This is a genomic window from Arthrobacter sp. G119Y2 (assembly GCF_038069765.1).
In the GTDB taxonomy this organism is placed as follows: domain Bacteria; phylum Actinomycetota; class Actinomycetes; order Actinomycetales; family Micrococcaceae; genus Arthrobacter_B.
The window spans coordinates 374,435-396,927 of the sequence record NZ_JBBPFS010000002.1 but is presented as its reverse complement, the minus strand read 5'-3'; the positions used below and the strand labels follow the sequence as shown (position 1 = coordinate 396,927).

Annotated in this window: 16 protein-coding genes and 1 tRNA gene; 6 read left to right on the top strand and 11 right to left on the bottom strand. The window is 66.8% G+C overall.

Going from position 1 to position 22,493, the window contains the following annotated elements; all coding sequences use genetic code 11:
• The first annotated feature begins 75 nt into the window (after nt 1-75).
• A complete protein-coding gene (locus tag WKB88_RS05535) occupies nt 76-840 on the top strand; it encodes a MerR family transcriptional regulator (RefSeq protein ID WP_341393532.1) in 765 nt (254 codons plus the stop codon).
• Between the two features lie 101 nt (nt 841-941).
• Here the strand turns inward: WKB88_RS05535 and WKB88_RS05530 are convergent, their stop codons facing one another.
• The 4 genes from WKB88_RS05530 to WKB88_RS05515 all read right to left on the bottom strand — a co-directional run bounded on the left by WKB88_RS05530 (nt 942) and on the right by WKB88_RS05515 (nt 5,366).
• Nucleotides 942-1,727, bottom strand: a complete 786-nt coding sequence (locus WKB88_RS05530; protein WP_341393531.1) for a PIG-L deacetylase family protein — start codon at nt 1,725-1,727, stop codon at nt 942-944.
• A gap of 5 nt (nt 1,728-1,732) precedes the next feature.
• The gene (locus tag WKB88_RS05525; RefSeq protein ID WP_341393530.1) at nt 1,733-2,677 is read right to left on the bottom strand and encodes an electron transfer flavoprotein subunit alpha/FixB family protein; all 945 of its coding nucleotides are present in this window, start codon (nt 2,675-2,677) and stop codon (nt 1,733-1,735) included.
• Between the two features lie 56 nt (nt 2,678-2,733).
• Nucleotides 2,734-3,579: an electron transfer flavoprotein subunit beta/FixA family protein gene (locus WKB88_RS05520; protein ID WP_341393529.1), complete on the bottom strand. Its 846-nt coding sequence runs from the start codon at nt 3,577-3,579 to the stop codon at nt 2,734-2,736.
• 236 nt (nt 3,580-3,815) lie between these two features.
• Entirely contained in the window at nt 3,816-5,366 is a 1,551-nt protein-coding gene (locus WKB88_RS05515; RefSeq protein WP_341393528.1) for a S1C family serine protease, read from the bottom strand.
• 256 nt (nt 5,367-5,622) lie between these two features.
• Here WKB88_RS05515 and WKB88_RS05510 point away from each other — a divergent pair, with 256 nt between their 5' ends.
• Nucleotides 5,623-7,668, top strand: coding sequence for a TPM domain-containing protein (locus WKB88_RS05510; RefSeq protein ID WP_341393527.1), 2,046 nt, complete (start codon nt 5,623-5,625; stop codon nt 7,666-7,668).
• Nucleotides 7,669-7,736: 68 nt separating this feature from the next.
• A complete protein-coding gene (locus WKB88_RS05505; protein ID WP_341393526.1) occupies nt 7,737-8,477 on the top strand; it encodes a PspA/IM30 family protein in 741 nt (246 codons plus the stop codon).
• A 120-nt stretch (nt 8,478-8,597) separates the two neighbouring features.
• Here WKB88_RS05505 and WKB88_RS05500 read toward each other — a convergent pair whose 3' ends face one another.
• The 4 genes from WKB88_RS05500 to WKB88_RS05485 all read right to left on the bottom strand — a co-directional run bounded on the left by WKB88_RS05500 (nt 8,598) and on the right by WKB88_RS05485 (nt 13,733).
• Nucleotides 8,598-9,140, bottom strand: a complete 543-nt coding sequence (locus WKB88_RS05500) for a DUF6328 family protein (protein ID WP_341393525.1) — start codon at nt 9,138-9,140, stop codon at nt 8,598-8,600.
• Nucleotides 9,141-9,230: 90 nt separating this feature from the next.
• Nucleotides 9,231-9,307 (bottom strand) — tRNA-Met (locus WKB88_RS05495).
• Between the two features lie 64 nt (nt 9,308-9,371).
• Complete coding sequence (locus WKB88_RS05490) at nt 9,372-12,386, bottom strand: UPF0182 family membrane protein (RefSeq protein ID WP_445818874.1); 3,015 nt, start codon at nt 12,384-12,386, stop codon at nt 9,372-9,374.
• Nucleotides 12,387-12,617: 231 nt separating this feature from the next.
• On the bottom strand, nt 12,618-13,733 hold the full coding sequence (locus WKB88_RS05485) for a YlbL family protein (RefSeq protein WP_341393524.1): 1,116 nt from the start codon (nt 13,731-13,733) through the stop codon (nt 12,618-12,620).
• 392 nt (nt 13,734-14,125) lie between these two features.
• Between WKB88_RS05485 and WKB88_RS05480 the strand changes: the two genes are divergently transcribed.
• Entirely contained in the window at nt 14,126-15,640 is a 1,515-nt protein-coding gene (locus WKB88_RS05480) for a zinc-dependent metalloprotease (protein WP_341393523.1), read from the top strand.
• 57 nt (nt 15,641-15,697) lie between these two features.
• On the opposite strand, the gene WKB88_RS05475 is transcribed toward WKB88_RS05480, so the two are convergent.
• On the bottom strand, nt 15,698-16,351 hold the full coding sequence (locus WKB88_RS05475; protein ID WP_341393522.1) for a M48 metallopeptidase family protein: 654 nt from the start codon (nt 16,349-16,351) through the stop codon (nt 15,698-15,700).
• A gap of 137 nt (nt 16,352-16,488) precedes the next feature.
• Between WKB88_RS05475 and WKB88_RS05470 the strand changes: the two genes are divergently transcribed.
• A complete protein-coding gene (locus tag WKB88_RS05470) occupies nt 16,489-17,562 on the top strand; it encodes a ThiF family adenylyltransferase (protein ID WP_341393521.1) in 1,074 nt (357 codons plus the stop codon).
• Between the two features lie 10 nt (nt 17,563-17,572).
• On the opposite strand, the gene WKB88_RS05465 is transcribed toward WKB88_RS05470, so the two are convergent.
• Together WKB88_RS05465 and nudC are read right to left on the bottom strand one after the other, a co-directional pair.
• Nucleotides 17,573-19,690 (bottom strand): ATP-dependent DNA helicase UvrD2, encoded by a 2,118-nt coding sequence (locus tag WKB88_RS05465; RefSeq protein WP_341393520.1) that lies wholly within the window; start codon nt 19,688-19,690, stop codon nt 17,573-17,575.
• Nucleotides 19,687-20,652 (bottom strand): NAD(+) diphosphatase, encoded by a 966-nt coding sequence (gene nudC / locus WKB88_RS05460; protein WP_341393519.1) that lies wholly within the window; start codon nt 20,650-20,652, stop codon nt 19,687-19,689. The genes WKB88_RS05465 and nudC overlap by 4 nt, the downstream gene beginning before the upstream one ends.
• Before the next feature lie 141 nt (nt 20,653-20,793).
• On the opposite strand from nudC, the gene WKB88_RS05455 reads away from it, so the two are divergent.
• Nucleotides 20,794-22,260, top strand: coding sequence for a macrolide 2'-phosphotransferase (locus tag WKB88_RS05455; protein WP_341393518.1), 1,467 nt, complete (start codon nt 20,794-20,796; stop codon nt 22,258-22,260).
• The last annotated feature ends 233 nt before the right edge of the window (nt 22,261-22,493 follow it).

Below are 22,493 nucleotides of genomic sequence, written 5' to 3'. Positions count from 1 at the left end.
GACGCTGCGTCAACCCGTAGCGTGGTTGGTGAGCGGCCGGTTCCTCCGGCTGCCGGCCCGGGAAGGAGCATGGCGGTGGCACTGCAGGACCCGGACGCCTGGCCAATTTCCGACGTTGCCCGGATGGCGGGAGTTTCGTCCCGGACCCTGCGCCATTACGAGGAGCGCGGGCTGCTCGCACCGGCCTTCACCGGCTCCAACGGCTACCGGTTCTACGGCCTGCCCGAACTGCGGCGCCTGCAGCGGATCCTGCTGCTCCGGCGGCTCGGCCTCGGGTTGGAGGCCATCACCGGAGTTCTGGCAGGCCAGACGGATGAGGTGCAGGCCCTTCAAATCCATCACGGGTGGCTGCTGCAGGAAAGCCGCAGGCTGCAGGATATGGCTGCCACCGTGCACACCACGCTGGAGACACTGCAGCAAGGAGGAGCCATGGAAGCACGGAACCTGTTCACGGGTTTCGAGGAGAATCCCTACGAGGAAGAGGCACGGCAGCGCTGGGGCAGCGACCGCGTTGAGTCCAGCAAAGCGGCTCTTGCCGAGCTTGGCCCCGACGGGCGCCGGGGGCTTGTCGAGGAAGCCCTGTTGATCAACCGCGAACTCGCCGCCTGTCTGCAGGCGCGGCTGGAACCGGGCAGTTCCCGGACGCAGGAGGCCGTAGCCCGCCACTACCGGTGGGTCTGTGCCGAGTGGACCCCCGACAAAGCCGCCTACCTGGCGCTCGGCGACATGTATGTCCAGGACCCGCGCTTCACGGCGTTCTACGACACCGAGGCACCCGGCACGGCTGCATACCTGGCACAAGCCATGCAGATCTGGGCGGACGCCAACCTCGGGGACTAGGCTCGGGGACTAGGAAGGACTGACGAACCCGGGTCCTGCCCTTCCGGATCCCGAACCCTTCCGCATTCCGGCCCCTTCCGCATTCCGGCCCCTTCGAAGGGTCAGAACCCGGCGATGGTCCGTTCGGTGTTGACTCCCACTGCATGGAAGGTTTCAGCGCTGGCGCCGTCTGCCAACTCGAAGCGCCGGGCATTGTCCTGCAGCATTCCACGCACGGCAGTCTCCATGCCGGCAAGGTCCGGATGCTGGCTGGCGTGGATCCGGATGGCCGCGAGCTTGTTCTCGACGGTGGCGCTGATGTCCACGGCATGGTTTTCCCGCTCGCGCGGGGCCCCGTAAAACCAGAGCCACGGAACCTTGTAGGCCTGCAGGCCCTGTTCGGCCAGGTGAGGGAAGGCAAATGGATTCTCCGCCGCCGGATAGACCGCCCGGGTCACGATTTCCCCGCAGGCCAGGTGGTCCGGGTGGCTGGCCTGGATCCGGTCCCAGTTCCGTTCCGGGTGCATCGAGAGCACGACGTCGGGACGGACACGGCGGATCAGCGCCACGGCTTTTTCCACCACCTCCGGTGTCACTGCAAGGTAACCGTCTTTCTCACCCAGGAAGTGCACGTCCCGCACGCCCGCCAGCTCGGCGGCGGCCCGCTGCTCGCGGCGGCGCAGCTCGGACACGCTGTCCCGGTCCCCCGGCTCGAAGCCGCCGGCATCGCCGGAGGTCATCACGCAGTAGGAAACTTCGACGCCGGCCGCCGTCCAGGCGGCCACGGTTCCGGCCGCACCGAAATCGATGTCATCCGGATGGGCGGCGAAGGCAAGCACCCGGCGTACGCCGCCGCCTGCCGGGGCGGGCGGAACGGGCAGGGATGAAGGGCTCGACGTCGGTTCCACGCTGCCTAGGACCTGCGCTTCCGAATTTCCTCGGTGGCCTGCGGCAGAACCGAGAACACGTCGCCCACGATGCCGAAGTCCGCAATCTCGAACACGGGAGCATCGGCGTCCTTGTTGACCGCCACGATCACCTTGGCGGTCTGCATTCCGGCCTTCTGCTGGATTGCCCCGGAAATACCGGCGGAGATGTACAGCTGCGGCGAGACCGTCTTGCCGGTCTGCCCCACCTGGGCGGAGTGTTCAATCCAGCCGGCATCGGTAGCGGCGCGTGATGCGCCCACGGCACCGCCAAGCACGTCGGCCAGCTCCTCCACCGGGCCAAAATCCCCGTCCATGCCGCGGCCGCCGGCAACAATGACGCGGGCCTCGGACAGTTCGGGGCGGCCGCTGACCCGCTTCTCGGTGCGTCCGGTGACCCGTGCCGCCGGTCCGGCGTCGGACACGGTGATCCGCCGGCTCTCCGGGGCGGAGGGCGCATCGGCGGGGGCCGGCTCCACGCTGTTCGCTTTCACGGTGATCACCGGGACCCCGTTCTGCACCCGGCAGGTGGAGGTGTAGGAGCCGGCGAGGACGGATTTCGTGACCGACAGGTCCGGCGCCACGGCCACGGCGTCGGTGATGACACCGGAGGAAAGCTTCACGCCGAGGCGGGCAGCTACTTCCCGGTCCTCAAAAGAGTTGCCCAGCAGCACGGCCGCCGGTTCCTCAGCCCGGACGGCGTCGGCCAGGAACGCCGCCTTGGCGGCGACCAGGACATCGGGCAGCACGTCAGCCGGCTCATAGACGGTGCCTACTCCGTACTCGCCGAGTGCCTGCAGCACGTCGCCGCCAAGGGCGCGGGGACTCGCCACTGCGGGTTCCCCCAGGCTTCGGGCGATGGTCAGCAGCTCGCGGCTCGCCCGCGGCAGCGGCAGGCCCGGTACATCGATAAAGACCAGGACAGAGGCCATGGGTGGCTCTCCTTAGTGTTTCGGGCGCAGCGTCAGCGGCGCCGGAGGGAGGATTGTCAGATCAGTTTCCGGGCGGCCAGGTAGTCCACCAGCGCGACGCCGGCCGTGCCGTCATCAGTAATGATGGTTCCGGCGGAGCGCGGCGGACGGGGGGCGGAGGCAGCCACTGTGGTCCAGGCGCCGTCCAGCCCCACCTGCGCGGGGTCGATCCCCAGGTCCTGCAGCGTCAGCACGCTGACCGTCTTCTTCTTGGCGGCCATGATTCCCTTGAAGTTCGGGTACCTCGGCTCGTTCGCCTGGTCGGTGACGGACACCAGCGCCGGCAGCGGTGCTTCCAGCGTTTCAGAGTAGGAGTCACCGTCACGGCGGGCGCGGACGACGGCGGTACCGGTCTCGTCGTCGTCGACCTCCAGCTCCGAGGCAAAGGTAATCTGGGCCAGCTGCAGGCGTTCGGCCAGCTGGGCGGGAACCAGCGAGGTTTCCCCGTCGGTGGAGGACATGCCGGTGACCACGAGATCGGGAAGACAGGCGCTGTCCGGTCCGGCTGCCTGCCGGACGGCTGCGGCCAGCACAGCGGACGTCGCTGCGGCGTCCGAGCCGGCCAGCGCGGCATCGTTGACGTGGACGCCCTGATAAGCGCCCATTTGCAGGGCCTTCTTCACGGCGTTCACGGCGGCGTCGGGGCCCATCGTCAAAGCGGTGACCATGTTCCCGGCCGCCTGTCCTCCGCGGGCTTCGGCCAGCTGCAGCGCAGCTTCCAGGGCGTACTCGTCGAGCTCGGACAGAATGGACTCGGAGCGGTCCAGGGTGTGGCCGGGGCCGGAGAGATGCCGGTCGAACTGGGTATCGGGGACGTGCTTCACCAAAACGACGATGTTCAGCGGCCTCTTCGATTCCTGCATGCGGGGCCTTTCTGGCGTTGAAGATCTTCCCGGGCGCGGGCGCACCGGCTGCGGGACCACCCTCGCAGGGCGACTCAACAAGCTAATCACATTGTGGGGGTGCCCCGTGCCTGTCCGGGCCTCCAAACAGTGCAGGGACTGCCCCTCCGGAAGGAGGCACAGTCCCTGCGCAGACTCGGTCCCGGGAACACGGACCCGGGACCGGACGCATGCGGTCCGGATTTTACCGGACTGCCTTACTGGTCGGCGGAGTCCCCCAGCGTCACTTCGACGCTGTCGGTGTCTGAACCGCGGGTGTAATCGATGGTGGCCTTGCTGCCGGCTGCCTGCATGCGGATGGCGGCGGTCAGTGACTGCGCGTCCGTGACGGGGATGCCGTTCACCGCGGTGATGACGTCGCCCTGCCTCAGGCCGGCCTCACCTGCGGGTGTTCCGGACGCCGGGTTTTCGGCGACTTCCGCGCCCACCGTGAAGGATGACGAGCTGGAGGCCGAGGCGGGGGTGACGGACACGCCCAGGAAACCGTGCGTAGCCGAGCCGTTTTCGATGATTTCATCCGCGACCCGCTCGGCGTAGCTCATCGGGACGGCAAAGCCAACGCCGATGCTGCCGCTTTCCTCGCTGGCGGAAGCAATGGCCACGTTGACGCCAATGACGTCGCCCTCGGTGTTCACCAGGGCGCCGCCGGAGTTGCCGTGGTTGATGGCGGCGTCGGTCTGGATGACGTCCAGGTAGATGGAGCTCCCTGCGGCGCTCTGCTCCTGGCTGGTTCCGTCCGGCGGAGCGAAGCGGAAGCCGAAGCCGTCGTCCTCACCCGATCCGTCCGACTCCGTTTCCTCCGGGGCGGCGGAGGACTGCACGCTGATGGTGCGGTTCAGGGTCGAAACAATTCCGTCGGTGACGGTGCCCGCCAGGCCCAGCGGTGCGCCGATGGCAATCACGGTGTCCCCCACGTTGAGGTCGTTCGAATCCCCCAGGGTGGCCGGCGTCAGGTCATCGGCATCGACCTTGATGACAGCCAGGTCCGAGACGGGATCGGTGCCGACGACGGTGGCTGAGAACACGCGCCCGTCGTTCAGCTGGACTTCCACGGACGGCGAAGCAGCCGTTCCGCCCAACGTGACCACGTGGGTATTCGTCAGGATGTGCCCGTCGTCGTCGAGGATGATCCCCGATCCGGTTCCGGAGCTGCCGCTGGCGGTGACATCGATGGTCACAACGCTGGGGGAAGCCTTGACGGCGGCTGCGGTCACGGCATTCACGCTCTCATCGTTGTTCACCACAACGGTTTGTGCCTGGCCCGTGCTTTGCGGGGCGGCATCGTTATCCAGCCATGAATTGGCCGCAACGGCCGTTCCGCCACCCAGCAATCCCGCGAGTACCATTCCGGTGATCAATGTGCCGGCACCGAATCTGCGCTTCGGCGGTACTGACGCGGCCTGATGGCCGGGGCCGTAGGGGTCCTGGCCGTAGCCTGAGCCGGAGTAGCCGCCGGCGGTGGGTCCGTAGGCCGGCGGTGCTGCCACACCCGGATTCCGATCCTGGGCCCGGCCGTAAAACGGTTCGCCGGCGGACGGTTCGCCGGCGGAGGGTGAAGACTGCGCGGACGGAGACGACTGGGGTGCCGGGGGCTGGGCCGGTGCCGGGCCGCCCGGCTGATCGGGGAACTGCTGCGTCTGGCCTTCGTCCCGGCCGGCGGTTCCTTCATCGGACGACGCAGGCGGGGCTGGCGGACGGGGAGGCAGCGGACGCTGCGGGTCTCCGGCGCCTCCGTATTGCTCAGACATGTGCTGTCCTTTCCAAATCGGTATGCCCGTGATCGGTGCTCATTCAACTATGACAGGACTTTCTGTGTCCTGCTTCGGAGCTAACTGGATGGTTCCTGAGAGTTCGCCGATAACTGCGTGGCGGCCAACGTGGTGGACTGGGTATCTGGTGAACCATAGAATCGATGCAAGTGTCTGCCCGGCCCGAAAGGGACCTGACGGGACGGGACGAGCGCAGCGGATCATCCAGATGCCACGACGAACCTGAGGACAATTTATGCGGTTGAAGACCAAGCGGCTAGGTGCCGTGCTGGGTTTGAGTGTCACGGCGCTGCTGGGGTCGGCTACAGCCGCTTCCGCCGTGCCTCCGGTGACCATCCCGCCGGGACAGTTCGTGGTCGACGACGCCGGTGTCCTGGGTCCGGACAGCGCGGAGGTCCGCAGTGCAATCACCGAGACGCGGCAGGACAGCGGCTACACGCTCTTCGTGGTCTACATTGACGAGTTCACGAATCCTTCAGACCCGGTTGCTTGGGGTGACCGAGTGGTCTCCGAAAAGGGGATGAACTCGCAGGACGTGCTGCTGAGCATTGCAACGGAAAGCAGGCAGGTGAACGTATCCGTCCCTGATAACAGCCGTCTGACCCCGGACCAGGGCAACGAGATCATTTCCGCAGCCGCAGAGCCTCTTGCCGGGAAGGAAACCTTCACATCAGAGGATTGGGCGGCGGCTGCAGTCAGCGCCGCTGAGGCGCTCGAGTCCGGCCGCAGCGGCAGCGGCAGCGGAACGTCGTCGTCGTCCGCCGGAGCCAGCCTCGCCCCGATTCTCCTCATCGGCGGAATCATCCTGCTCGGCGGGGGCGCCCTGTTCCTGTTTGTGCGCAGCCGCAACAAGGGTGCCGTCACGGCAGGGCCCGCCCGCCGGGAGGAAGCTGCCCCCACCGATCCGCTGGATGAACTGAGCGTGGCTGACCTGCGCAAGCGGGCCGGGAGCCTGCTCATCGCCGCTGATGATGCCATCAAGTCCAGTGAGCAGGAGCTGTCCTTCGCGATGGCTTCCTATGGCGACGACGCGGTGAAAACCTTCACCGAGGACCTTGCCGCGGCGAAAAACCACATGAGCGAGTCGTTCAAGATGCAGCAGCAGCTGGACGACCATATTCCGGACACCGAACAGCAGCAGCGAACCTGGCTCAAGGACATCATCCGGCGGTGCGAAGCAGTGAACTCCTCGCTGCAGGCCCACAAGGAAGACTTCGACAAACTGCGTGAGCTGGAGAAGAACGCGCCGGCCGCGCTGGCGGATGCGCGCCGGAATGCCCAGGCAGCAGCCAGCCGCCTGGACGCCGCCGAACGATCCCTGGCGGAGCTCCGGCAGCGCTACTCGGATTCAGCCCTCGCCCAGGTTGCCGACAACGTTGAGCAGGCCAGGCAGCGGCTGGAGTTCGTCGACAACGCGGCGGAGGCAGCGTCCGAAAAACTCGCCGAAGGAGACACCGCGTCGGCAGTGGTCGCGGTCCGTGCCGCCGAAGAAAGCGTGCACCAGACCAACGTGCTGCTGGACGCCATCGAAAAAACCGGCCGCGAACTTGACTCCGCCCGCAGTGAACTGCAGCGGGCGGTGGCTGATGCCCGGCAGGACCTGGCACAGGCCCGCGCCTTTGCCGCTTCCGGGGGCAACAACGGCCTTGCGGGACCGGTTGCCGGCGTCGAAGCGGCCCTGGCTGCCATCGACAACGAATCCGCCACCAGAAACGATCCGGTGGATTTGCTGCGGCGCCTCGAGAAGGCCAATGCACAGCTGGACAGCGCGCTGGAAGGTATCCGCGACCTGCAGGAGCAGGAGCGCCGGGCCAGGGATTCGCTGCAGCACGCAGTGATGTCCGCCCAGGCCCAGATTTCGGGCACGGCGGACTACATCCGCGCCCGGCGCGGGGGTGTCGGCAGCGAGGCCAGGACCCGGCTCGCCGAGGCGGAACGGAATCTTCAGCAAGCCGTAGCCCTGCAGTCGTCGGATCCCGTCAGCGCCCTCGCCTATGCACAGCAGGCCAATGCGCTGGCAGCCCAGGCAGCCGACATGGCCCAGCAGGATGTTGACGGCTTCGGCGGCGGCATGGGCGGCGGTTTTGGCGGCGGCGGCATGTACGGCGGCCGCGGCGGCGGTTCCGGACTCGGCGGCGCCATCCTCGGCGGCATCCTTATTGACTCCATCCTCCGCGGCGGCGGCGGAGGCGGCTGGGGAGGCGGCGGCTTCGGCGGGTTCGGCGGCGGCGGAGGCGGGGACTTCGGCGGCGGCTTTGACGGCGGCGGCGCGAGTTTCTAGGACACGTTTGACCCATGGCTCCAACACTTTTTTCCAAATTCGTATCCAAAAACCGAAAGGCAGACACCGTGGTAAAGCAGTCAATCTTTGGACGCATCACCCAGCTGGCCAAGGCCAACATCAACGCCATCCTGGACCAGGCCGAGGATCCGCAGAAGATGCTGGACCAGATGGTCCGGGACTACAGCAACAACATTGCCGAGGCTGAAAGCGCTGTTGCCCAGACCATCGGCAACCTGCGCATGCTTCAGGATGACTACAACGAGGACATCCAGAACGCCAACAACTGGGGCAACAAGGCGCTGGCCGCATCGCGGAAGGCCGACGAGTTCCGGGCCGCGGGCAACACCGCCGACGCACAGAAGTTCGACAACCTGGCCAAGGTCGCCATCCAGCGGCAGATGGCAGCGGAAAACGAAGCCAAGGGCGCCCAGCCCACGATCGCTTCCCAGGAAGAAATCGTGGAGCGGCTGAAGACCGGCCTGGACCAGATGAAGGGCAAGCTGAACCAGCTGCAGAGCAAGCGCGATGAGCTCATTGCCCGCGCCCGCAATGCACACGCCCAGACGCAGATGCACGAGGCCATGAAGAGCATTGACGTCATGGACTCCACATCGGAGGTGGGCCGGTTCGAAGAGAAGATCCGCCGCGAGGAAGCCCGCGTCCGCGGAGCAAACGAACTGGCGGCCTCCAGCCTGGATGCCCAGTTCGAGAGCCTCGAGGACCTGGGCGAACAGACCGAAGTTGAAGCCCGCCTGGCGGCGCTGAAGAACTCGGCTTCCGGCCAGTCGGCCATCGGTCAGAACTAGCAGCACCCGATCTTTGGGGCGGCACTCCACACGGAGTGCCGCCCCATTTGCGTTGCGGGCCCTGCACCGCTGCGGACCGGGCTTGTTTCTGCGGGCACAGGCCGGCCGCTGCGGCGCGGGCTAGCCGCCGCGGCGGTGCAGGGCCCGGCGGCGAATAAGGCGGGGCAGGAAGCCCCACAGTACCGTCAGGACCGCGGTGAGCGATGCTCCGGCAAATAATCCTGCGCCCGCGCCAAGCACCAGGTCGAAGATCAGACTCAGGGTTCCGATGAGGATCAGCCCCACCAAAACAATGGTGATCCTGAGCAGGGCATCGCTGCTGCGGACCAGCTCGGACTTGATCCGGCGCTGGAAAAAGGTCCGGTGCATCACCACCGCTGACATCAGCAGCGCCGTTATCAGCACCGACATCACAACCAGGGCCAGGTACACGAGGATCTGCGCAGGAGAGAGTTCCCGGAACCGCGGCTGGAACGGGAGCGTCAGCAGGAAACCGGTCAGGATTTGGATACCCGTTTGCAGCACCCGCAGTTCCTGCAGCAGGTCATTCCAGTTCCGGTCGGTCTTCTCCAGAGCGGTTTCCCGGCGTTCCACGGAGGCACCGGCCTCAGCAGCCCGGGTCCGGTCTTTACCGCTGTGAACAGGCACCGCGCGTTTGCCCATTCTGCGAGTCTAGAATCCGCCGGCGGCTGCCACAACGCAAAAAATCCCGGTCAGCATTTCTGCTGACCGGGACCTTTCATTTTTACTATCTGGTTGCGGGGGCAAGATTTGAACTTGCGACCTCTGGGTTATGAGCCCAGCGAGCTACCGAACTGCTCCACCCCGCGGCGTGATAGTTAACTCTACCCGCCGCGGGGCGCAGCCGCAAATCGGCTGCGGCTGTGCGCAGTCCTAGTCGCCCTGGGTGCCGTCGGTGGGTGCGGGGGTTGCACCCTCGGTGGCACCGGTGGTGCCTTCGTCGGTCCCGCCGGCTGCTTCTTCCATGGTTTCCTGAGCTGCAATGGCCCGCTGGATGGCTTCGTTGAGCTTGTCCTGCGCGGTGCCGTAGGCAGCAAAGTCGTTTGCTGCCAGTGCGGCCTGCCCCTCCTGGATGGCAGCGCCGGCATCTTCCAGCGCAGCGGCCAGATCTGCTTCGGCGGTGGTGTCGCCCGGAGCTTCTTCGGTTCCCGGAGCGGGCGCCTGCCCGACATTTTCGGCGTCCCCGGTAATGGCACCGGAGTCGCCGCCGAAGACCTGGTTAAGGGCTTCGTCCAGAGTCGGGGCGAACCCGACCTTTTCACCGAAGTTGACCAGCACGCGCTGCAGCGTCGGGTAGGACGCATCGCCTGAAGACTGCACGTAGACCGGCTGGACGTAGAGCATGCCGCCGCCAACGGGCAGGGAGAGCAGGTTGCCGTTGATAACTTCGGAGGCACCCTGGCGCAGCAGGTTCAAGGCATTCGAGACGGTCGGGTCGGAGTTGAACCGGTTCTGTGCCTGGCCCGGGCCGGGCACAACCGTGTCCGTGGGCAGCGAGAGCAGCCGGAGCTTGCCGTAGTCCTCGCTCTTGACGCCGGCCTCGCCGGTCCCGGCATCCGCTTCCGCCGAGAGGAAGCCGTACAGCACGTTGCGGGCTTCACCGTTGGGCGAAACAAACGGAATAAACGGGGTCGTGAGGGAGAAGGCAGTTTCGTCCTGGCCCGGCATCTGCAGGGACAGGTAGTACGGCGGCTGCTTGACCTCGGCGTTGGCCACCGTCGGATCGTTCGGAACGCTCCACGCGTCGTCGTTCTTGAAGAACGAATCGGCTTCGGTGACGTGGTACTTGCCCATGAGCTCGCGCTGGACCTTGAACTGGTCCTCCGGGTAACGGACGTGCGACATCAGGTCAGCGGACATCTCGCTGTAGGGCTTCAGCGTGGAGGGGAAGACGCTCTGCCATGACTTCAGCAGCGGATCCTCGTCATCCCACGCGTAGAGGGTGACAGAGCCGTCGTACGCGTCCACCGTTGCCTTCACGGCGTTGCGGATGTAGTTCACCTGGTCGGCGGGAAGTGCAGCCGCTCCGGGAGTCAGGGAGTCAGTTGTCGCAGCCTGGAGTTCCTGCTGCGTGGAGTACGGGAAGTACTTGCTTGTGGTGTAGCCGTCCACAATCCACTGCACCCGGCCGTCAACAACTGCCGGGTAGGCGTTGCCGTCCACGGTGAGGTACGGAGCAACCTTTTCCACGCGTTCACGCGGATCACGGTCGTAGAGGATCTGGGACTCTTCGTTGACGGCGTCCGAGAGCAGGAGCTCCGTGGACTGGAACTTGATGGCGTAGACCAGCTGGTTGAACAGGTTGCCCACGCTCGGGCCGCCTTCGCCGTCGAACGTTGTCTGGGATTCGGTGTCCGAATCGCCGGTCTGCGGACGGTCGATTTCCTGCGGTGCCGCGCCTTCAGGCGCACCCACCACCGAGTAGTCGGGCGAGGATTCGCCGAAGTAGATCCGGGGCTCGTAGTCGCCCAGGACGCCGCTGGACGGGATGCCCGACTCCATGAAGCTGGGCTTGCCGTCGGCCTGGACGGTGGAGCCGCGGGCGGCCACCACTCCGTAGCCGTGGGTGTAAAGAATGTGCTCGTTGACCCAGCCGTCGGGCACGCCGTCGGTGTTCAGCTCGCGCACGGCAATGACGGTGTCCTGCACCTCGCCGTCGATGTCGTACCGGTCAACGTTGAGGGTTTCCGGGAACTGGTAGTACTGCCGGAACTGCTGCAGCTGCGAGAACGCCGGCGACACGACGTTCGGGTCCAGCAGGCGGATGTTGGAGGTGGTGCCGGAGTCGGCAGCCAGGGCTCCCGCGTTGGCTTCAACCGTGGCCTTGTAGTCAATGACTTCGGTTTCTTCCAGGCCGTAGGCCTCACGCGTGAGATCGATGTTGCGCTGAATGTACGGCGCTTCCTTGCTCAGCTCGGAGGGCCGGACCTGGTACTGCTGAACGATCCAGGGGTAGACGCCACCGGCCACGATGGCCGTGATGATGAGCATGGCGGTACCGATAATCGGCAGGCGCCACCGGCCGATAACCGCGGAGACAATGAAGAGGAGGGCCACGATAACGGAAGCCACGGTCAGGATGGTCTTGGTGGGAATGACTGCTTCAACGTCCGTGTACAGGGCGCCGGTCCAGGTTCCGGAGGTGCTCAGCAGCGTGTCGTAGCGGTCCAGCCAGAAGTTGCCGGCCTGCAGCAGCAGGAACGCCGCGGCAATGACGGCGATGTGGATGCGCGCCTGCCGCGAGGTGAAGACGCCCTTTTCCTCCAGGCGGATGCCGCCGTAAAGGTAGTGGGTGAGCAGGCCGGCGATGCCGGAGATGACCACAACGCTGATGAGGAAGCCCACGATGAAGCCCAGGAAGGGCAGCGTGTTCAGGTAGAAGCTGAAGTCCAGGCCGAATTCCGGATCCTGTTGGCCGAACTCGCGCCGGTTCAGGAACAGCAGTGCCTGCTGCCACATCGACATGGCCGCGGTGCCCGCGAAGCCGCCGACGACGACGGGAATGCCGATCATCAGGAGCTTGCGGACCGGTTCCAGCTGGGCCTGGTAGCGGTTCAGGTTATCCTGGAGCGCACTGTCCGGGGCGTAGACGGGACGCGACGAGTACGCGGTCCGGATGCTCAGGAAGACGCATCCGGCCATCACGACGAACGCGCTGAGGAACATGGCGATCCGCGTCAGGTTTTCCTTGACGAAGACTTCAAGGTAGCCCAGCTGGTTGTACCAGAGGACATCCGCGTAAACCTGCGAAAAGTATACAAAGCCGATCACGAGGACTGCCACCACGATCAGCGTTGCAATCAGGGGGCTCGGTCCGCGCCGGTTGCCGGGACGGGTGCCCGTGCTCGGGCTCGGTCGGGAAAATGGGCCGTTTGGTCCGGAAGTCACTGTTACCTCATCGTTCGGTACGTCGGTCCACGGCGCCTGCAGCGGGTATTACAGGACATTTTCTTGTCCCCTTTGCAAGTTGCCGTGCTTTCTCATTCTGCCTTGTCTTCCTTGCACGGGGCCACCTGCCCCGCCTTTGCTGAAGAACCTTTTCACGATCGTGATGGGCGGCCGTCCGGTCCCGGTGCTTTTACCGGGCAAACCGCCGGTGCGAGGCGGGCCTGGAAGCTGCTACTGAGCGGTGCACTGTGCCAGCTCCGCAGGGCTGGTTCCGTCTGCCAGTGCTTCAACAGCGGTGCGTGCCTCGTCCAGGGTTGCGACGCGGACGACGGCGAGCCCGTCCGGGATATTCCCGACGACTTCCCCGCAGTTGTCGGCGGGAGCGAGGAAGAACTCGGCTCCGGCGTCGGAGGCTCCCACCATCTTCTGCGCAATGCCGCCGATCGGGCCGACGTTGCCTGCCGAATCGATGGTTCCCGTTCCGGCAAAGTGCCTGCCTCCGGTCATGCCTTCGGGGGTCAGCCGGTCAATGATGCCCAGCGCGAACATCATGCCCGCGGAGGGCCCGCCCACATCGTCAAGGGCGATGCTGATGTCAAAGGGGAACTCAAAGCTGGTGGCGAGGAAAATTCCGAGCTGGTAGCTTCCCGTGTCCCCGGCCACGGGCGTCACCGTTCCCGTTTGTTCCCTGCCGTCCCGGCGGAATTCGACCTCCACCGGAGCTCCGCCGCCGGCCTGCAGCTCGCCGCGGAGCGTTTCTATGCCGTCAATGCCGGTGCCGCCCACGCTGATCAGGGTATCCCCCGACTCCAGGACGCCCTCGGCCGGTGATCCGTCCACGAGATCGGCCACGGCCAGGTCCTCGGTGAAGGGAATGTCCAGTTCGCGCAGCGCCGCAGCCACCGCCGATTCCTGCGAGGACGTCATGGCTGCCGCATTCTGTTCATCAATGTCCTCACCGGTGGTTCCGCGGGGGTAGACAAACTCCTCCGGGACGACGGCGTCTTCCGGGTTCAGCCACGCGCCGACGGCCTCCAGGAAGCTCATCGCCGTGCCCGGACCGCCTGCCACGTAAACGGTGGTCAGGTCCAGCTCCCCGTCCGTGGGGTAGGTTGGCGCACCCTCAATTTCGATCAGCGGTGTTTCTTCCCCGCCCGACGTCACCGTGCCCACCGTGTTGAAGGTTGGACCGGGTGACTCCACTACGTACGGGGTCGGCAGGAACACGGCAACAGCTCCCAGCACCAGGGTCAGTGCCCCGGAAACCACCAGGGCCCGGGACCGGGGGTCCGGCCGCGGCGCGGGAAACGGGCCGAAACCTGCGACCGGGTCCGGTCCCGCGGACAAGGCCGGGCCCGAGGGCGGAGGGTCCTGGGCCGGGTTCGGGCCCGGCGGCCGGGCGCCGGAAACGGAAGGGTCGTGCTGATGGTCTGAGGGGCGCAAGTGGCCAACCCTTTTCTAGGTGGGAACCCGAGGCAGCCCACTCAAGGCTGAAACGGCGAATACTGGCACCCAGCTTACGCCTGCAGTGCCTTCAGTGCCGGGTGAATACCGGCGTCCCCGCTTTGCCATGAGCGAACGAATCGGCGAATGCGGGACAGGCGTCACGGGCTGCCGGTAACGTAAGGAAACCACGGCCCGTTTTAGGAACGGCCCGTGGTCCGGAGCAACCGGGCCGCCCAGCGCGGCTGCCTGCTCCGCGTAATGCACGTCAACCTTCCACAGGACCGGTGGTATCCATGAGCTCCAACCCTTCCGACCCGGGCGAGACGCCCCAGGATCCGCTCTCCGAGATGCTCGCCCGGCTGTTCGGCGGAGCAGGCGCCGGCGGCATGGACCCGCAGGACCTGGCCAAGGCAGCCGGACTGCCCTCCGACCCCAACGCCATGGCAATGATCTTCCAGCAGGTCCAGGCCATGTTCAGTGCCCCCTCCGAGGGCCCGGTCAACTGGCAGCTTGCCAGGGACAATGCCCGCCGGGTCGCCGCAACGGACAGTGATCCTTCAGTGCTGCCGGCCCAGAGCCGCGAGGTGGACGAGGCACTGCACGTCGCGCAGCTGTGGCTGGATCCCGTCACCGACTTTGCCTCCACCTCGGCGCTGGGCAAGGCCTGGAGCCGCGCTGAATGGGTGGAAGCCACCATGGATTCCTGGAAACGGCTGACCGAACCGGTTGCCGTCAGCATTTCCCAGGCACTCTCCGACGCCATCAGTACGCAGATGCCCGAAGAAATGAAGTCCATGATGGGCGGAGCCTCCTCCATGCTCGCCAACATGGGCGGCGCCATGTTCGGCATCCAGCTGGGTCAGGCCGTGGGCGCCCTCTCCAAGGAGGTTGTGAGCTCCACCGATATCGGGCTTCCCCTCGCCGGCGGGACCATGGCCCTGCTGCCGGCCAACGTGGCCAAGTTCGGCGAAGGCCTGGACATCCCCGAGACGGAGATCCGCCTCTACCTGGCCGTGCGGGAAGCCGCGCACGCCCGTCTGTTCACGCACGCACCCTGGCTGGCAGGCCATCTTTTCGGCACCATCGAAAGCTACGCCCGCGGCATCCACATCGATATTTCCAAGATCGAGGAAGTTGCCCGGGACCTGGACCCGTCCAACCCCGAATCCATCCAGGAAGCCCTCTCCGGCGGAGTCTTCCAGCCGGAGCGGACAGCTGCGCAGGACGCCGCCCTGGAACGCCTTGAAACCGCGCTCGCGCTGGTGGAAGGCTGGGTTGACGAAGTTACCGCCGCTGCAACGGCCAACCTTCCGTCGGCAGGTGCCCTGCGCGAAATGATCCGCCGCCGCCGTGCCAGCGGCGGTCCCGCCGAGCACACCTTCTCGTCTCTGGTGGGCCTGGAACTCCGCCCGCGCCGGCTGCGCGATGCCGCCGCCCTGTGGTCGCAGCTGCGGGAGGAGCGCGGCATCGAAGGCCGGGACGCCGTGTGGGAACATCCGGATCTCCTGCCCACGTCCAAGGACCTGGATGACCCGAAGGGGTTCAGCAAGCGGCGGGAGCTGCTGGAGGCATCGGATTCCGACGTCGATGCCGCCCTCGAGCGGCTGCTCAGCGGCGGATTCGACACGCCGGCTGCTGACGAGTCGTCCACGGGAACTGACGCCAACGGCGACACGGACCACACACAGGCGACCGGCGGCACGGGGAACGACACCGATCCCGGCAGCGACTCCAAAAACGATTCCGGCCCCGACACCGATCCCGATGCCGACGACGATTCGGGCCCCGGCGGACAGCCCCGGGCCTAATCGCAGCGTGACCGGGCAGCGGCCCCGGCAGCCATCCGGCTGCCGGGGCCGCTGCGGTTAATCCTCGGCTCCCTGGTCCTCCTGCATGGGGCCCTGGAGCCCCCGCGAGCTGGCAAAGGCCGCTCCCTGCAGGTATGCCTTGGCGGTTTCGGTGTGCGGATAAGACTCAAGCAGCCGCCAGAACGCAGCCGAATGTGATGCCTCAATGAGGTGCGCCAACTCGTGGAGCAGGACATAGTCCACCACCCAGGGAGGCATGCCCTGCAACTTGTCGGAGAGCCGGATCGTGCCGCGTGCGGGCGTTGCCGATCCCCAGCGCGAGTTCTGGTTGGATACCCAGCGCACGGAAACGGGCTGCGCGGCACCGTGCAGATACCGCCGGGACAGCTCGGCCGCCCGTCCGGCCAGATCATCCGCACCCTCCTGCGGATCTGTCGGGGGAACCGCAGTACGCTGCTCCAGGCGCGCGACCATGCGCCGGACCCATTCCGCTTCCTGAACCTTCGTGAAATGGCCCGGAATCGAGATCACCGCTTTCCCGTCCCGGAAAGCGGCGTTGACCGTCCGCCGGCGCTTGGCGGAGCGGCGCACTTCGATGGGAATCCCCGTGCTGGTCACGGAGGGCACACCCGGTCCCGCGGCGGCCGGAGAAGCAGCCGCTGCGGGCTGCTGCTGGCGGTGTTGAGAACGGCGTATTTCTCCTGAGGGCATGCATTAAGCCTAGGCGAGGCCCGGGGATGTCCCCGCCCCTGTGGATAACCACGGGAGCGGTGACTGGCGCGTGCCAAGATGATTCTGCAGGCCATCCCGCCTGCTGCCGGACCGGCTATGTACTGCAGGAGGTCCCTATGCGGATCAACCCCGGACTCCATGTCCTGGCACTCTCGGCTTCAGCCCGGCAGTACGGCCTGGGCCCTGAAGCGCTGGTGCTGCGGGGGCTGAGGGAAAGCGACCTCGCCTTCCTCGCCGCCCTTCGCGAAGGACTTCCCGACGGCATGGAAGCGGCCGAAGGCCGGCGTCATCAGGTCCCCTCCCAACGGGCGCAGGCCCTGACCCAGGCCCTGGCCCCGGTCCTCCTCCCCTTCCCGGACACTGCCGGGCCGCACGAACCCGCTGTTCCGGCACTGCGCCTTGAACGCCTCAGCCGTGACAGCGACCGCCTCTCCGCCGCCTACGGATTGAACGGATCCGCCATCCTGCGGCGCCGCTCCCGCTGCATGGTGGAGGTCAGCGGGCTGGGCCGCATCGGGTCGCTGCTCGCCCAGGCACTGGCCGGCGCCGGGGTGGGAACCCTGGTGCTGTCCGATTCGGGGGTGGTCCTCCCGTCCGACGTCGGCCCCGGCTACCCGCTGACGGACCAGGGAATGCGCCGCGCGCAGGCGGTCAAACGGCACATTTACCGCCTCGATCCCACCGTGCAGGTCCTCCTCGCTGCCGGCTCTGACGCTTCCGGTCCGAAACGGGCACATCTCGATCTGGCCGTCCGGGTGGGCCCGCCCCCTCCTGCTGGACGGGCTGGGGACGCCCCGGCAAGTGAACATCCCCATCTTGCGGTCACCGTCCAGGAAACCGGCGTGGACGTCGGTCCGCTGGTCGTCCCCGGGCTAACGCCCTGCCTGGAGTGCCTGGACCGGCAGCTGGCTGACGGCAACAGCACCTGGTACACCGCGGCGGACGCGCTGGAACGGCAGCAGGTGGAAGCAGCACCTGCCGGAGAGGAGACCTGCGGCGCGGTTGCCGCTGCCGGAGTCGCCGCGGGGCAGGTTCTCGCGTTCCTGGACGGCGTGGTCCAGCCGGCCACATGGTCGGCAATTCTGGTGCTGCGGGCCGCCGACGGGTATGTCGGACCGAAAAAGCTGTCCTTCCATCCGGACTGCGGCTGCCGGTTGCAGCAAAAGGGATCCCCGGCGCAGGCGTCCTGAAAAGCCGGCCCTAGTTGTCCGCCAGCACCCGCAGGACGGCTTCCCCGTAGCGCTCCAGCTTGGAGGGACCGACGCCGGGCAGCGTCGCCAGACGGTTCAGCGACGGCGGCCGGTCCTCCGCAATGGCCACCAGGGTGGAATCCGTGAAGACGACAAACGCCGGGACGCCGGCCTCGGAAGCCGCAGTGCGGCGCCATTCCCGCAGGGCGTCGAAGGTGCTTTCCTCGTAGGTCACCGGGCACTCGGAGCACCGGCCCACCTTACGCTCCGACCCGGTGGTCAGCAGCGTGCCGCAGACCCGGCACTTGGCCGGACCGCTGGCCTTGCGGCGCGAGGCAGCCTTCGGCGCCGCCGGGCGCTGCGCGTCGCGGGCCGTCTGCGGACGCAGCCCGTCCAGGAAGCGGGACGGCTTGCGGTTGGCGCGGCCGCCCGGCGTGCGGGCAGTGGACCAGGACAGGTGCAGATGTTCCCGGGCACGCGTGATGCCCACATACAGCAGGCGCCGCTCTTCATCCACTGCCTCGGGGGTGTCCGCAAAGGAAATCGGCATCAGCCCCTCGCTCAGCCCAACCAGGAACACTGCATCCCACTCCAGGCCCTTGGCCGAGTGGAGCGATGCCAGCGTCACGCCCTGGACGGTGGGGGCGTGCTGGGAGGCTGCACGCTCGTCGAGCTCCGCCACGAAGTCCATCAGGGTAAAAATGGAATCCGGATCCTGCGTGCGGGCGGCGTGCAGTTCATCGGCCAGCGACACCAGGGCCGCCAGAGACTCCCACTTTTCCCGGACGGCCCCGCCGCCGGCGGGCGCCTCGGGGCTGTAGCCCAGGGACACCAGGATGTCCCGGACCAGCTGCGGCACCGGATCATTGCCCACTGCCCGGGAGGCTGCACGCAGCTGCGCCATGGAGTCGCGGACTTCCCGCCGGGCAAAGAACCGCTCCCCGCCGCGCAGCTGGTAGCCGATCCCGGCCGATGTCAGGGCCTGCTCATAGGCCTGGGACTGCCCGTTGGTACGGAACAGGATGGCGATCTCGGCCGGCTGCACGCCGTCCTTGATCAGCGCCTTGATGCGTTCGGCCACGGAGGCGGCCTCGGCGTCGTCGTCGGCGCATTCGGTGAAGGTGGGCTCCGGGCCGGCCGGGCGCTGGGCAATCAGTTCCAACGGCTTGGGCCAGGGCGGGGCAAACCGCGAGCGCTCGCCTTCGGCCGTCCGGGCGGCCAGGATGCGGTTGGCCAGTCCCACCACCTGCGGAGTGGAGCGGTAATCCCGGACCAGTTTCACGATGGGAGCGTCGGGGAAGCGCGACGGGAAACCCAGCAGGTGCTTGGAGGTGGCGCCGGTGAAGGAATAAATGGTCTGGCTGGAGTCGCCCACCACGCACAGCTCGTCCCGGCCGCCCAGCCACAGATCCAGCAGCCGCTGCTGCAGCGGGGAAACGTCCTGGTACTCGTCCACCACGAAGTGCCGGTACTGGTCACGCACCGTTGCGGCCACGCGGGCGTCCTCCTGCAGGATGCCCACGGTAATCAGCAGGACGTCCTCGAAGTCAATGACGTTGCGGTCCACCTTGACGTCTTCGTAGGCCTGGAAGATGCGGGAGATGGTGATGAGGTCAAAACCGGCCGGAGCGTCCCGGTCCTTGGCAGCCGAGACGTAGCTCTCCGGAGTGAGCATGGAAACCTTGGCCCACTCAATTTCAGCCGCAACGTCACGGATGGCGGCACGGTCGGTGGACAGGCGCAGGCGGCGGGCGGCTTCGGCGATGAACTGGGCCTTGTGGCTGAGCAGGTCCGGCATCTGCCCGCCTACGGTCTGCGGCCAGAAGTACTGCAGCTGCTTCAGCGCCGCGGCGTGGAAGGTTTTCGCTTGGACGCCGCCGGCTCCGAGGTCGCGCAGCCGGGTGCGCATCTCCGCAGCGGCCCGGGCGGTGAAGGTCACCGCCAGCACGCGCTGCGGCTTGTACACCCCGGTGTGGACGCCGTAGGCCATGCGGTGCGTGATGGCACGGGTCTTGCCGGTGCCTGCCCCGGCGAGCACGCAGAGCGGCCCGGTCAGGGACGTTGCCACCTCACGCTGTTCATCATCCAGTCCGGCAAGAATCCGTGCTTCCGCGGAGGTTCCGCTCATGCCCGGTCCTCAGTCTCCGGTTCGGCGATGGGTCCTCCGTACCAGCGCTCGATCAGGTTCCGGGCAATGGAAATGCCGCTGGCGATGGTTATCTCGCCGCTGGCAACGGCGTCGCGCAGCTCATCGCGGGTGAACCAGCGGACATCGGAAATTTCGACACCGTCGTGCACGGCTGCGGCGGGGTTTTCCGTGCGGGCGGTAAAGCCCAGCATCAGCGAGCACGGAAACGGCCAGGGCTGCGATCCCAGATACTGCGGCGAGTGGACCACGAGGCCGGATTCCTCGGCAATCTCCCGGATCACCGCACCTTCCAGCGATTCCCCGGGCTCAACGAACCCGGCGAGCGTGGAGTAGCGGTTGCCTTTCCAGGCAGCTGCGGAGCCCAGGAGAAGGCGGTCCTCGGGGTCGGTAACGGCAACGATGATGGCCGGATCCGTGCGCGGGAAGTGCTGGCTTCCGTCCGCGGGGCAGCGGCGGACCCAGCCGCCCTGCTCCGGAACGGTGGGGGTCCCGCAGCGCGGACAGTGGGTGTGGACGGCGTGCCAGTTGGAAACGGCAGCGGCCTGCACGAACAGTGCGGCGTCCAGCTCGCCGAGCAGGACGGCAACCTCCCGCAGCGACGCCCAGCGGGCACCGCCGGTTTCCAGCAGCGGATCCTCCTCCGCGAGGGTGACCAGCACGACGTCGGTGCCCGCCGGTTCCTGCGCGTCGGCCAGTGTGCGGCCCAGATAGACGGGGACCTCGCCGAAACCGGTTTCGGCAACGGGGGCCAGCACCACCTCGGTGTCGCTGATCAGGGCCTTGCCTCCCGCCATGTACATGACGCGGGTGCCCGGGTTGGCACGGATCTGATCGAACAGGTCCGCGGCCACGCGGCGGTCCGATCCGCGGTCCACCGCGGTGCGGGCCAGCGGCAATATTCCAAGAGGGGGTACAACTGCTACCGATGCTGGGCTGCTCATGTCTCTACCGTACTGACTCGCACCCCCCAACCTGTAGTTGGAACAGGACTACCTGCCCGGGCTGAGTTATTGCTCACGCATCCGGCGACTCGCCGCCAGCTTATGGTTATTCGTGCCACATCTACCTCTACGGTTGAAGATGTGAAACGCACCCCCATGGAATTGGCCGCAATGGCCAGCGCCGCCGTCCCCGGGCTGGCCCCCACCGGCGTCGCCGGCTCCCCCGACGACGCCGCGGACTTCGACGCCGCCGTGCTGGTTGACGAAGCAGGAAAGCAGTGGCGGGTACGCTCCCCCAAACACGTTGACGCCAGCATGAGGCTGGAAACCGAACTCCTCGTACTGCGGGCATTTGTGCCGGCGGTGCGGGCGGAGCTTCCGTTCGCGCTCCCCCATGTGGCCGGAACCGTGCGCCAGGGCGACCTGTGCACCTTTGTCTACTCCCATCTGCCCGGCTCCACCCGGGACATCGATTCACTCGTGGCCGAAGGCGGAACGCTGCCCCTGGAAGTGGGCCGGGCCATGGCCGCCATTCACAGCCTGCCCCAGGACCTCGTGAACGACGCAGACCTGCCCAGTTACTCCGCCAACGAATTCCGGCAGCGCAAGCTCAATGAACTGGACCAGGCCGCCACCACCGGCAAGATTCCCCCCGTGCTGCTGCGCCGCTGGGAGCATGCCCTGGAGGACGTTACGCTGTGGCGGTTCAATCCGTCAGTAGTGCACGGGGACCTGCATGAGGACAACCTGCTGGTCTCCAACGGGCGGATCAGCGCGGTCACAGGCTGGACGGATCTTCGCATCGGAGATCCTGCGGACGACTTCGCGTGGCTGGTCGCCGCCAATGATCCCGCCTTTACCGAGGCTGTCCAGTCGGCCTACAACGCCGCCCGTACCGAAACCCCGGACCCGCATCTGATCCGCCGCGCGGCCCTGTCCGCCGAGTTCGCCCTGGCCCAGTGGCTGGTACGCGGGGTCGCTGCCGAAAACCCCGTGATGATTGCCGAGGCCGAGGAGATGCTGGCCACGCTGGAAGCGGACATCCTCGAACAGGATGCTGCAGCGAAGGCCGAGGAAGCGGAAGCCGCTGCAGCAGCCAGGGAAGCCGCCGTCTCCGCGGAACGGGAGGCTGCCGCGAAGGCCGCATCGGAACCGGTATCCGGTGCCGTTCCCCTGACCGCGGCCGGATCCGCTCCGGTGAAGGACCCGTTCGTCCCCGGTGCCGCTGCTTCCAGCTCCGGCTCCAGCTCCAGCTCCAGCTCCAGCTCCAGCTCGAGCTCCAGCTCGAAGAATGCGACGGCGGGAACGTCAGCCGCCAAGGGTGCGTCAGTCAGCCCCGGCTCGGCGCGTGTCAGCGTCACCCCCATCGTGCCGGACACCGGTTCCGCCGGCGCAGCGGCCGGCGACGCCACGGGGCCGATTGCCCGGGTCACGGTACTGCCCGCCGATCCGCACCCGGCGGCCAAGCCGGGCCCCGGCCCCGTTCCCGCCCCTGCTTCACGGGAATCAAAGCAGCAGGCTGCCGGCAAGGGCACCCCCGCCGAGGTAAGCAGCAAGAATTCCACCGGCAAGGATCCTGCCGGCAAGCCGCTTGGGACGGCCAAGTAGGGCGAACCAAGCTCCTGCGAGGAACAAGCCCAAGCGGTATCCAAGCCAGCCAAAACCAGCCAAAGGCCGGGGAAACAACCGTTTCTCCGGCCTTTGCTTTGCCTGCGGGCAATGTCAGTTTTCTGTGCCCGGACCCTTGTGCCGGGCATCAGCAGGTTCTATGGTTACCTACATCACTAACTAACCAATTGACCGACGAGCCGCCGACTCGGTTCCGGTCAGCGAAGCGAGGC